This window comes from Flavobacterium sp. IB48, from assembly GCF_016405855.1.
Lineage (GTDB): Bacteria > Bacteroidota > Bacteroidia > Flavobacteriales > Flavobacteriaceae > Flavobacterium > Flavobacterium ginsengisoli.
In genome coordinates, this window is record NZ_JAEFCA010000004.1 from 215,069 (window position 1) to 227,950 (window position 12,882).

11 protein-coding genes are annotated in these 12,882 nt (G+C 32.6%); 1 reads left to right on the forward strand and 10 read right to left on the reverse strand.

Annotated elements, in window-relative coordinates:
- Window positions 1-15 precede the first annotated feature (15 nt).
- From JC605_RS14445 to JC605_RS14490, 10 genes are all read right to left on the reverse strand, one after another.
- Entirely contained in the window at window positions 16-2,235 is a 2,220-nt protein-coding gene (locus tag JC605_RS14445) for a bifunctional (p)ppGpp synthetase/guanosine-3',5'-bis(diphosphate) 3'-pyrophosphohydrolase (RefSeq protein WP_198856867.1), read from the reverse strand.
- A 251-nt stretch (window positions 2,236-2,486) separates the two neighbouring features.
- Entirely contained in the window at window positions 2,487-3,275 is a 789-nt protein-coding gene (locus JC605_RS14450; protein WP_198856868.1) for an RNA methyltransferase, read from the reverse strand.
- A 183-nt stretch (window positions 3,276-3,458) separates the two neighbouring features.
- Window positions 3,459-4,388 (reverse strand): DUF2167 domain-containing protein, encoded by a 930-nt coding sequence (locus JC605_RS14455; protein ID WP_198856869.1) that lies wholly within the window; start codon window positions 4,386-4,388, stop codon window positions 3,459-3,461.
- Window positions 4,389-4,417: 29 nt separating this feature from the next.
- Window positions 4,418-5,515 carry a phosphoglyceromutase gene (locus JC605_RS14460; RefSeq protein ID WP_198856870.1) on the reverse strand — a complete coding sequence of 366 codons (1,098 nt, stop codon included), beginning with the start codon at window positions 5,513-5,515 and terminating at the stop codon, window positions 4,418-4,420.
- A 157-nt stretch (window positions 5,516-5,672) separates the two neighbouring features.
- Window positions 5,673-7,004 (reverse strand): DUF58 domain-containing protein, encoded by a 1,332-nt coding sequence (locus JC605_RS14465; protein ID WP_198856871.1) that lies wholly within the window; start codon window positions 7,002-7,004, stop codon window positions 5,673-5,675.
- A gap of 87 nt (window positions 7,005-7,091) precedes the next feature.
- Window positions 7,092-8,105 (reverse strand): MoxR family ATPase, encoded by a 1,014-nt coding sequence (locus tag JC605_RS14470; RefSeq protein ID WP_198856872.1) that lies wholly within the window; start codon window positions 8,103-8,105, stop codon window positions 7,092-7,094.
- Between the two features lie 96 nt (window positions 8,106-8,201).
- On the reverse strand, window positions 8,202-9,404 hold the full coding sequence (locus JC605_RS14475) for a DUF4350 domain-containing protein (RefSeq protein ID WP_198856873.1): 1,203 nt from the start codon (window positions 9,402-9,404) through the stop codon (window positions 8,202-8,204).
- Window positions 9,397-10,170 carry a DUF4129 domain-containing protein gene (locus tag JC605_RS14480; protein WP_198856874.1) on the reverse strand — a complete coding sequence of 258 codons (774 nt, stop codon included), beginning with the start codon at window positions 10,168-10,170 and terminating at the stop codon, window positions 9,397-9,399. Before JC605_RS14480 ends, JC605_RS14475 begins: the two co-directional genes overlap by 8 nt.
- Entirely contained in the window at window positions 10,163-11,119 is a 957-nt protein-coding gene (locus tag JC605_RS14485) for a hypothetical protein (protein ID WP_198856875.1), read from the reverse strand. Before JC605_RS14485 ends, JC605_RS14480 begins: the two co-directional genes overlap by 8 nt.
- Entirely contained in the window at window positions 11,119-12,096 is a 978-nt protein-coding gene (locus tag JC605_RS14490; RefSeq protein ID WP_198856876.1) for a stage II sporulation protein M, read from the reverse strand. The genes JC605_RS14485 and JC605_RS14490 overlap by 1 nt, the downstream gene beginning before the upstream one ends.
- A 20-nt stretch (window positions 12,097-12,116) precedes the next feature.
- Between JC605_RS14490 and JC605_RS14495 the strand changes: the two genes are divergently transcribed.
- The gene (locus tag JC605_RS14495; RefSeq protein WP_198856877.1) at window positions 12,117-12,860 is read left to right on the forward strand and encodes an RDD family protein; all 744 of its coding nucleotides are present in this window, start codon (window positions 12,117-12,119) and stop codon (window positions 12,858-12,860) included.
- Window positions 12,861-12,882: the final 22 nt, after the last annotated feature.

A 12,882-nucleotide genomic window follows, 5' to 3' on the forward strand; every position in this document is an offset into this window, starting at 1 on the left:
AATTTATGAATTAGTTTAAGTTCTATACTCTCTAGTAACCTTATCAACTCCGTCTATTTTCTTGATGGCGCTAATCATTTTTTTCAAAATCGTATTGTTTTTAACAATTACGGCAACTTGTCCATGGAAAATTCCAGCATCGGTGCTAAGCGAAATACTTTGAATATTAACGCTCATATTGTTTGAAATTACCTTTGTCAATTGGTTGGTAAGTCCTAAAACGTCCATTCCGGTGATATTGATAATGGCTTTGAATTCTTCTTGAGAAGAGTCAATCCATTTTGCACTCATAATTCGATATGCATAATTCGATTGCATTCCGATCGCGTTCGGACAATCTTTTTTATGCACTTTAATTCCTTCGTTAATGGTAACAAAACCAAAAACATCGTCACCAGGAATTGGATTGCAACATTGCGAAAGCTTATAATCTAACTTGTCATGTTCGGTTCCAAAAACCAGCATGTCATAGTTGCTGCTAATGACTGGTTTATGAATGTCTTCATCAGCAGTATCTTTAGTTCGTTTGATTTTATTTTTGAAGAAATTGATAAACGAATTGCTTTTCTGGGCAGCAAAATCTTTTAGTTGCTGATTCTCAATTGCACCAATTCCAACTCTGTAAAATAAATCTAAACTTGTTTTTAGTTTAAAGAAATTAACTAACTCATTTGTAACCTGTTCGTTAAAAGTAACTTTTAGGTGTTTTAATTTTCTAACAAGTAATTCTTTTCCTTCTTCTGCAATTTTTTTAGTGTTCTCGTTAAGAACGTTTTTAATTTTATTTTTTGCTCTTGAAGTCGTTACATATTCTAACCAGTTTACAGTTGGTTTCTGGTTTGGAGAAGTAATAACTTCAACTTGGTCACCGCTTTTTAATTCATAATTTAAAGGAACTAATCGTCCATTTACACGAGTACCACGTGTTTTAATTCCGATTTCAGAGTGAATGCTGAAAGCAAAATCAAGAGAAGTGGCGCCTTTAGGCAGCGATTTGATTTCTCCTTTTGGTGTAAAGATGAAGATTTCTTTAGAGTACAAATTCATTTTGAAATCTTCCACAAAATCAACTGCATTAGTTTCTGGGTTTTCTAATGCTTCACGAAGTAAATTCAACCAAACATCTAAACCACTTTCTTCGCTTGCTCCATTTTTGTATTTGTAATGTGCAGCATAACCTTTTTCTGCAATTTCGTCCATACGTTCGCTTCGAACCTGAACTTCGACCCAACGACCTTTTGGTCCCATAACGGTAATATGCAAGGCTTCATAACCAGTCGATTTTGGCGATGAAATCCAGTCACGCAGACGGCTTGGACTTGGGCGATAATGATCGGTTACGATAGAATATATTTTCCACGCAATGAATTTTTCTTCATGCGGATCGGCTTTGTATACAATTCGAAGAGCGAACTTGTCATAAACTTCATCAAAAGTTACGTTTTGCGCACGCATTTTTCGACGAATAGAATAAATAGATTTTGGACGTCCTTTGATGATATAATCGATTCCTTCGCTGTCTAAAGATTTCTTTAAAACATCTGAAATATCTTTGATGTAAGCATCTTGCTGTTCTTTAGTTTCGCGAATTTTACTTACAATGTCATTGTAAACAGCAGGTTCAGTATATTTTAATCCTAAATCTTCGAGTTTGGTTTTAATGTTGTAAAGTCCTAAACGGTGGGCTAGAGGAGCATAAATGTACAGAGTTTCAGACGCGATTTTGGTTTGTTTGTATTCGGCCATCGAATCCATGGTTTGCATATTATGCAAACGGTCGGCCAATTTGATCAAAATTACGCGAACGTCATCATTCAGGGTTAGAATCATTTTTCTGAAATTCTCCGCCTGCATTGAAGCATTTAAATCTTTTTGAACTAGAGAAATCTTGGTAAGACCTTCGACTAATTGTGCCACTTTTGGATTAAACAAGCGTTCAATATCTTCTACTGTAATCGGAGTGTCTTCAACAACATCGTGTAATAAGGCCGCGGCGATAGAGGTCGCTCCCAGGCCAATCTCTGAGGCAACAATTTTTGCAACTGCAATAGGATGAAAGATATACGCTTCGCCCGATTTACGTCTCTGCTCTTTATGAGCATCAACTGCAACATCAAATGCTTTTCGAATTAATTTTTTGTCAGTTGGGCTTAAAGTTTGGTAACTTATTCGTAGTAATTCTTTGTATTCCTGCGCAATAGCTTTATTTTCTTTTTCAATATCTATTTCTGTCATAACGGCATAGTTCAAGTACTAAAAATAAGAATTAGTTTGAACATACGCAAGGCTATATGATTGTAGATTTTGGAGTGCAGATTTTAGATTTTTGAAGGTGTAATTTTGAGATTCTTGCTTGTAAAAAAGGGCTTCGACTTCGCTCAGCCTGACAAGCGAAAAGGAGATTAAAAATAAATTACAATTTTTAAATCCCAAATTCCAAAAAGGAGCAAAGCGACTTTAGAAAATCTAAAATCTAAAATCTAAAATCAGAAACCTCTTTGTCTTTTTGCTTCAAAAATTAAAATCGCAGCAGCGACAGAAACATTCATGCTGTCAATTTCTCCCTGCATTGGGATAATGATGTTTTGAGTTGCTTCGTCACGCCATTGTTGAGTTAGGCCAGTTGCTTCTGTGCCTACGACCAAAGCAGTTGGAGTAGTAAAGTTTTGTGTATGATATGAAGTTGAATTCTGTAAAGTGGCGCTGTAGAAATTGATTTTTTTCTCTTTCAAAAAAGCAATAATTTCTTCTGATGTTCCAGTTGCGATTTGGTTGGTAAAAAGGCATCCAACGCTAGATCGCACAATATTCGGATTGTATAAATCGCTTTTTGGATTGGCAATTAAAACAGCGTCTAAATTGGCAGCATCTGCTGTACGTAAAACGGCGCCAATATTTCCAGGTTTTTCTAGAGATTCTACAACTAGAATTAATGGGTTTTCAGATAATTTTAAATCAGATAATTTTAGAGATTTGCTTTTGGCAACGGCTAGAATTCCTTCTGTAGTATCGCGATACGCCAATTTTTGGTAAACCTCTTTATTGATTTCAATGATTTGAAAAGGATTTTGAATCAGTTTATTAATTTCTGATTCTGAAACTAATTCTGGTAGAAACAAAACCGTTTCGATTTCGTAGCCGCCCTTTATGGCTAATGAAATCTCTCTTAAACCTTCAATCAAAAATGTTCCGGTTTGTTTTCTGGCTTTGGATTTTTCTTGAAGTAAAACCAAAGATTTGATAAACGGATTTTGAATTGAAGTGATTTGTTTCATTTTTTTAAGCGACTAAGATTCTAAGGCGCTAAGGTACTGAGTTTTTTTCTTCCTGCAAGGGTTTTAAAACCTTTACTAAAAAAGGTTTGCCACGAATTTTACCAATTTTCAAGAATTTTTCCACACAGTAAAAAAGAAAAACAATTCGTGAAAATTGGTGAAATTCGTGGCAAATAAAAACCTTTATTCTTCAGTAGAATTGTTTTCTTCTAAAAGCGCTGTTTCTTCGGCAGGTTTGGTCACTATTTGGTTTTTGTCTCCAAATAGAAATTTCTTTACGGCTGCAAAAGCGGCTATAATTCCTATTACGATAAACTTTCCAAATTTTGCTAAAATAGCAAAGAAACCAACTTTTGCCAATACTTTTCCAGCAACTAATCCGCCAATTGTCCATGCGGCAACGGTATCGGTATCAGCATCAAAATCTAAGTATTTGTGGCCTTCGTTAAATTCTACGCTTTTAATGATTCCTGGAATACTCGCTTTAACTTCTTCTAACTGATCTATGCCAGCAACAGCAGAAATATTGTACATTCCTTTTCTTCCTAAAACTCTTAAATCGTAATTTAATGTGTGTTCTTTATCTTGACCAAACTGCAACTCTTTTGCCCAATGCAGTACTTTTAAATTATTGTCATAGAATGGAGTAGAAGCCCATCCAATTAGTTGAACTTCAGAATATCCTGCTTTTTTTCTTTCTGCGTTTTCAGCTTTGACATCTTCTTTCATGGTTTTAAGAAGATCATCATAATCAATATCGCCAGCATCATTATCTTTTACATAACCATCTCCTTGATAGCTTATAACAAACATCCAGCTGTCTGAATGTGTAACACCTTTTCCGTCTGGAACAAGCGAACCCAGAATCGATTTGTCTTCAGGATTTCCCCATAAATTACTTAAGACATTTTGGGTTTGTTCTCCATTTAAAAATTTAAATCCTTTTGGAACATTTAAAGTTCCTTCACCTTGGGTAAGTTTAATTTTTCCAGATTCGTAGTTAAAAGACTTTTCAATTTTGTCGTAATAAGCGTTGAGAGTATCAGGTTCGTGGGCGATCATTTTGGTAATTGAAATCGTCCACAATAAAAGAAATAAAACAGTTTTTTTCATTTGGGTTGGTTTTGGTTTAATGTTAATATTTATGGTTTTTGGTTACTTTGAAATAATTCTGAAATTTCTTTTTCAACAGGATGCGACGTTTTAAAATCGTAACCCATAATTTTTGCTAAAGTTTGAGCAAACTGTTTTTGATAAAGTTGAGAATTTGTCGTGATTTCACCTTTTGGAGCAATTTCTGGTCCCATTGCGGCGAACCAAATTTCAGATGCTCCAGGAACATCGGCGCCATGATCTGTCCATTGTGCTTTTACTTTATCGCCGCGTCCGTGATCGACTGTTATGAATAAAGTTGTTTTGTTTTTGTATTGCGGATCATTTTGAACAAAATTCCAAATTTCCTGAATCCATTTGTCAACTTGATTTGCAGCATCTAAATACGAACGATATTGTGCATGATGTGCCCATTCGTCGGTTTCTCCGTAAGCAATGTAAAGTACTTTTGGCTTTTTAGTTTTCAACTTATCCATGGCTTGGTAATGTGTAAAAACATCAAGACATTCATCTTCATGAAAAGGTTTAAATGAATTATCACGCATTTCATTAAGCAATTTTTGAGATGCTGTTGGTTTGTTTCCTCCAACTTTATCAAAAGCAGAAATGACAGGAAAACCGCTTCTTTCTTCGTTTAAAATTCTGTCAAAAGCATCCCAAGCGCCAAAAGCGGCAACTTTTCCTTTTAGTTTAGACTGCTGATTTAGGAATTCCAAAACATTTACATTCGGATTGGCTTTATAGCCATTTGAATTGACTTTTAGATCAACATTTCCAGTCATGATTTCGCTATAACCTGGATAGCTAAACCAATACGGATTGGCAACATCAACTTTGTTTCCTAAATCTCTATTGCCATAAATTTGACCTTTAGTAGCAATTTCAGACCAGAAAAAAGGCATTAGTTTTTTGCGTGCTTCTTTGGTGTCAGAATCTGCATACTTCTTATAAATATAAGCGCTGTCTCCTTGATTGAATTTTTTGTCATTGGCAATCGCAGGATCGATTCCTTTAAAAACTTCCTGCCACCTAAAACCATCTGTAGTAATTATGATGATATTTTCTGTTTTTTGAGCTTGAGTTTGAATGCTTAATAAAATGAACAGAATTAAGATCGCTTTTTTCATTTTCTATTAATTTGAAATTACATTAATTGCTTCAAAACTAATTAATTTAATTAATCAATTTTTACGGAATGACGTAACGTAACTATAAATTAATAGAAGAAAAAAAAACGAGCTGATTAAAATGAGCGGTAATTAATCGGTTTAAATTTTACAACTTTTATAAAATCCCTCTAGACTTAATTTCTAGGTATTTGTTAATGGCATCTAAAGTCAGATTTTCGGGCTGTGTTAAGACAGAATGTATTCCGTATTTCTTTAATTCGTTTACAATTAGTCGTTTTTCGAACATGAATTTCTCAGCAATAACTTTGTCGTAAACTTCTTGAATGGTAGTTGTTTTTTTGTTGATAATGCTGTTTAATTCGGTATTGCTAAAGAAAACAACGACCAACAAATGGCTTTTTGCAATTCCTTTTAAATAAGGTAATTGACGATTTAAACCATCCATAGTTTCAAAATTGGTATACATAATAATCAAACTTCTCTGATTGATGTTCTTTTTAATATCAACATACAATCTGCTGTAATCGCTTTCAAAAAAATCTGTCTTTACATTGTATAAAGCTTCTAAGATTTTTTGCATCTGCGAACCTCTTCTTTCTGCAAAAACTCTGTTTTCTACTTTTTTAGAAAAAGAAAAAAGACCTGCTTTATCTTGTTTTTTCAAAATCACATTAGATAGGACCAAAGCCGAATTAATGGCGTAATCCAGCAAACTTAATCCATCAAAAGGCATTTGCATTACGCGCCCTTTGTCGATTGCCATATAAACCGACTGTGATTTTTCGTCCTGAAACTGATTGACCATCAAAGAGTTTCTTTTTGCAGTCGCTTTCCAATTCAGCGTTCTCAAATCATCGCCTTGAACATACTCTTTTATCTGCTCAAATTCCATTGTGTGACCAATTCGGCGTATTTTTTTGATTCCGTATTGAAATAAATTGTTTGAAAAAGCAATCAAATCATATTTTCTTAACTGAATAAAAGAAGGATATGTTGGAACCATTTGATCATTATCAAAAGAAAATCTTCTCGAAATAAGTCGTAACGGAGAAGAAACATAAATGTTTAGAGATCCAAAATGGTATTCTCCGCGTTCTGTTGGACGAAGATCGTAGCCAATTTCTTTTTGTGAAGCTGCTTTTACTGTTTTTACGATTTTAAAATCGCGAACCTGAAATTGAAACGGAATCTCATCAATAATCTTAACCGAAATAGGAAAAGTATAATGATTTTTGAGATGTAGTTTTATTGGATTTAAATCTCCGTTTGACAACTTTTCTGGTGTAATTCTTTCTGCTTCTAGACCTGTTCGAGCAAAATACAAAAGCAAAATGTCAAGCACTAAAAAAGTAACTAAACCTAAAACAAGCAGCCAAACTGCATTGTACATATTCGGAAAAATAAAGGCACAGATAAACAATCCTATAATGCCTATAAGCACATAGAAAAAGAAATTGTTGAGGTATAGACTTTTTATGAATTTCATGTTTTTTTAGTTTTCAGTCTCGGTTTACAGTCTCAGTCTCAGTTTTCAGTCTCAGTTTTCAGTCTCAAAGTAACTGCGACTGTAAGCTTATCTAGGAATTTCCACGGTTTCGATAATCTGTTTAATGATTTCTGAACTTGTAATTCCTTCCATTTCGCGTTCTGGTGCTACAATAACACGGTGTTGTAAAACAGGAATTGCAGCTTCTTTAATATCTTCTGGAGTAACAAAATCGCGTCCGCGTATTGCAGCAAAACCCTTCGAAGCATTCAAAATGGCGATTGAAGCACGAGGAGAAGCGCCTAAATATAAAAAAGCATTTTCGCGCGTGTTTACTACGATTCTGGCAATGTATTCTAATAAGTTTTGTTCTACTCTAATTTGTTTTACCAGACCTTGATATTCTTTGATTTCTTCAGCAGAAAGAATCGTTTGAATAGCATCTAATTTTCCATGATCTTGTAATGTATGTTCTCTTTGGATGATTAAAATCTCTTCGTTCAATTTTGGATAATCAATTGTGATTTTAAAAAGAAAACGATCCAATTGTGCTTCAGGCAATCGATATGTTCCTTCTTGCTCCACTGGATTTTGTGTTGCAATAACCAAAAATGGAGCCTCTAATTGATAAGCAGTTCCATCTATTGTAATTTGACGTTCTTCCATTACTTCAAAAAGTGCGGCTTGTGTTTTTGCTGGAGCACGGTTGATCTCATCAATCAAAATCAAATTGGAGAAAATGGGACCTTTTTTAAACTCAAATTCTGAGTTCTTCAAATTAAAAATTGAGGTTCCTAAAATATCTGAAGGCATTAAATCTGGTGTAAACTGAATTCTGCTGAAACCAATATTTAAAGTTTTGGCCAATAATTTAGCTGAAATTGTTTTGGCAACTCCAGGAACACCTTCTAAAAGAACGTGACCGTTTGATAAAATAGCTACCAAAAGCTGATCAACCATTTTGTGTTGCCCTACAATTACCGTTTCAATCTCTTTCTTAATCGTATTTACATGATCTAAAAGAGGCGTTAAATTAATTCGTGTCTCAAAATTCACATTTTCATTTGTGATTTCTCCTGATGTTGTATTGATATCGTCCATAATTTGGTATGTTTTTTTTGCCACAGATTAAAAGGATTAACACAGATTATTTTTTATAAAATCATTTTAATCCTTTTAATCTGTGCAAATATTTAGTTAATGTAAAATCTTTTCTATTGCTGTATTTATTTTGATGAGGTCTTCTTCTAGACTTCCGTGATAACTTTTGCGGTGATCATTAATTAATTGAACTAAGTCGCTAATATCTTTTTTGTCTTTTCCTGTTTTATAGTGCAATTTGTTTATAAAATCGTCATCTAGTTTGCTGGTATCCAATAAATAATCTGTTCTTATTTTTTCTAAAAAGTAAATGATCTTTTTATCGATAATATTGGTGTGATCTCCTTCCTGATAATATAAATTTCCAACTGTTTTGGTAAATTCAACCGTTAAATTCTGCAAGGGTTTTATGATTGGTACAATGCGCTGTTTTCTTTTTGCATTGAAGATCATAAAAATCAAAATTCCCAATAAACCTAAATACCAAGCCGATTTTAAAGCAGGCTGACTAAAGATATATCGCATTGGAGAACTTGAAATACGTTGGTCGTTAAAAATTTTATTGTACCAAAAAATGTTTCCTTTTGGTATATAAGAAACCAAGTTTTCGGCGTACTGATAATGATCTTTTTTAAGCAAATTATAATTGGTAAAAGCTACTGGCTGCGTGTGCAGATAGAGATGACCGTTTTTATAAGGAACTTCAATAAAATTGATTTGTCTTTTATTTTTACGACTGGTTTGATATCCTAGAACTTTTGTATTTAAAGTGTCTATTTTTGAAAAATAATCACTTAATCCAGTGCCTAAAGTATATTTTTTTAAACTTACTTTTTTATTTGCCATCCAAGCTGTAATGCTGTCATTTGGCAAAAAATCGGTGTTTAATTCAATTTTTAAAGAATCCAGCAATACTTTAGGGAATACCTTCATACTTAAAAAAGCATTATTGCCGTGAGAGACAAAATATAAAATCTCTTTCATCGATGAATCATCAATATTGTTTACCTCAGAAATATTGATAAAAGTTCCTTTAATTTTATAGGTTTCTATATTCTCTCTTGAATCATATTGAGAATCCAGATATTCGTAAGGAGTCTGCGTTGAAATTCGTTCTACTTTCTGATTAAAGAGACGATCTGCTTCGTGATCAAAAATGTATAATCCAAATGGTATTTTATCATCAACAGAATACGTAGGAGTCCAGTCAATAGGTTTTGGCTGTCCTTTGTCTACTAATAATGTTATTCCGAAAATTAAAACCAGAACAGCAATGTATATTTTTACTTTATTATCCATTACCAAAAGTTTTTAATGCTTTTTTAAATCTGTTTTCAGTCTTTCTGAATGTTGCATCATCAATTTCAAATTCGCCGTACCAAATATAATTGTACAGGTATGAAAGATAGGTAAACTCTTCTTTATGAATAGGATTGTGCAATTCGTACAAATAATCGGAGTTTGTTTTTTCGATGTCCCATTCAATATAATGATGTTGTGCCATTACTTTTAAAAGCCATAAATAATAATATCGAACAGCGATTCTTCTTTCGCCGGTTTCGATACTTTCTTTAATAAGTTTTTCAAAATCTAAAAGGTGAATATTTTTCTCGGCATCAGAATAAAATAAGGTGCCTTTATTGGCATTTTTTCCAAAAATCCATCTTCCTTCTTTTTTGATTAAAGCTTTTGCAATAAAATAAATTAAAATAACAACGACCAAAACCGCAATTATTCTAAATAAAAAAGAAATAAAGTCGAAAGACGTTTTTACACTGCTGAAATTGAATAAATTAAAAATCTGCCTAGCCAGCCAATTCTTAAAATTATCCCACCAGTTTTTTTCGGGAGCTTTGTATTCATAGACAAATTCTTTGTCGGTATATTTTGTCTTGAAATCCTTTTCAAAATGTTTAGCTTCTACCGTTCCAGAATCTACTTGAATGTCTTTTTCAGTATATTTAACGGTAGTAATTTTTGGAGGATCTTCTTTAACCAAAGTATCTTGAGCATTTGCTATGCTCAAGCAGGAAATAAAATATAAAATAATTAAAAATCTATTCATTGGTATGATCTCCGATTAAATCAATTGATTTGGATTCCTGTCTATTTCCTGACTCTAAACTATAATAAATCATTCCTTGATTAATTACAATTACATTATTAAAAATATTGCCTAATATAATAAGCGAAAGTACAATAACCGTAATAAAACCTATTAAAAGAGGCGAAGGTTCTAGTGATTTTGGACCATTTGAATCAGAGTTTCCTATAAAGTAAGCAATCGAGATAAATATGCCCACAAAATAAAAAAACATTGTTATGGCAGCCTGAATAAACTGCATGATGATCATCATAATAAATGTTGTTCCAATTGTATTCCAAAAATCTTCTTTTGTTAGGTAATAGGCATGTTGTAATGATTCAAAAAAACGTTTTCCATCTGTTAGATAACTATAAAACCAAAGATTGAAAAAAGTAAAAAAGGTTGGAATTGCAACCAGAATTAATGGAATTCCGATAATTATAAAGCATAGAAAAAACATGATTATTAATGCAATTAATAGAACCGGAAAAACAATAATCAAGGCTCCTATGCTAAATTTTACTAGTTTAAAGAAAACCTTAAAAAAACTAGACAATACAGCATTTAGATCAAAGTCCTTTTTGCCATTTTCTAGCATTTTTAAATACAGAACAGGGTAAGCATAGTTGAACAAAGAGAAAATCAAAAATAGAACAACGCAGATTAATACTAAAGTTAATGTAAGTCCTTCGTTATTATCGAAATAACCTATAAGGTCGCTTTTTAGCTGATTGTTTTCTAAACCAGAATTTTTTATAGCATCAAAATTAACTTTAATTAAAGTGTAAATTATAATTGCCAATAGAAGTAAAAAAGCTCCATTTACGATAAAAAAGATCTTAAAAAAGTTTTTTCCGAAGTCTTTGAAAAAAGTAAAAGTGTCACCTAGATTATCGCCTAATTGTCTTTTTTTATAAAGCTCAAACATTATAAATTAATTGATTTTGAAGTTAATTTTTTATGTACAATAAAAGGATATACCAAGTAATAAAACGAAATTATTGCAAGCGTAAATAAGATTATAAAACTGCTTAACCAATTGGGCATATCGATAGAATATCGTGTAATAAAACCTTCTAAAAATCCTGCACTAATTGTGAAGGGAAAAGTGCTTAAGAATATCTTGAAGCTGTTCTTGAAGCCAATTTTAAAAGAATTTAATCTTGAGAACGTTTTAGGAAATAGGATAGAAGCGCCAAGAATGAATCCAGCAGTTGTTTCGATTACAATTGCAAAAATTTCCATAGAACCATGAATCCAGATTCCTCGCACGCTTTTCCAGAAAACACCTTGTTCGTAGAAGAAATATTGGAAAGAGCCCAACATAATGCAGTTTTGAAGAAAAACATTGAAAGTTCCGATTCCGGCAAAAATACCGTAGAAATAACATTTGGCGCCCACAAAGAGGTTATTTACAGTAATGCCTATAAAACTTCCCCAGTTGCTTCCCGAACCATATACGGCCATCGGATTGCCTTTTTTAATATTTTCTAAAGTCATATTTACGTATTCGTCGCCTAAAATTAGCCGAACAAAATCACGATCGTAACGAGCAGAAAGAACGCCAATTGAAACAGTAACAAAAAATAAAATAAATGCGTAAGCCAAATATCTTCTGTACTCGTAAACCAATAACGGAACTTCAATTTTAAAGAAATCTACAACTCGATTCTGGTCTGTGCGTTTTGTTTTGTAAATCTTTTGATAAATCTGAGAAGCAAGATGATTAAGGTAAACAACCGTTTTACTTTTAGGATAATACGTTTGAGCATACGACAAATCATTCATCATTTGAATGTACAAATTAGCTAATTCATCAGGATTTTTTTTAGCTTTACCAAAAATTGCCAGCTCAAACTCGAGCCATTTTTCTCTGTTTTGTTTTATAAAGGCGATTTCTCTCATTGTAGGCTAAAATATGAAATATGTCAGAATTATCTATTAATACGACACAAAATGTCAAAATAAATTTTATCGCAGCTTCTGTAGGCGAAAGACTAGGTGCTTTTTTTATTGATTTGTTTATTGTAATCTGCTATATAACAGTTCTTTCTATAGTTCTTTTTGATTGGCTGCAGCTAGATCGATTGATGGTAAATTTGGATGGCTGGTCACGCGGCGCTATTTTTTTAATGTTATATTCTCCGGTCATAATTTACTCATTGGTTTTAGAAAGTGTTTTTGAAGGACAGTCACTTGGCAAAAAAATACTGAAAATTAAAGTCGTAAAAATTGATGGCTATCAAGCAGGTTTTGGAGATTATTTAATTCGATGGTTTTTTAGAGTAATTGACTTTTTTACTTTTTTCGGACTTCCTGGACTCATTTCGGTTATTACCAGTCAGAAATCTCAAAGATTGGGAGACATGGCAGCAGGAACAGCAGTAATTACTTTGAAGAATAAAATTAATATTAGCCATACCATTTTAGAAGAAATCGGTGAAGCTTATGTACCTACATATCCTTTGGTGATTAAGCTTTCAGACAATGATATGCGTATTATTAAAGAAACTTATCAAAAAGCTGCAGCTAAAAACGATCATGAGGTTATTTACAAATTGGTATCTAAAATCGAAAGCGTGACTGGAATTAAAAATCAATCTGGAAATAATAGTGATTTTATTCGTGTGATTTTAAAAGATTATAATTTTTACACACAAAATATGTAGCTTTTTTTCTTTGAATAATTAA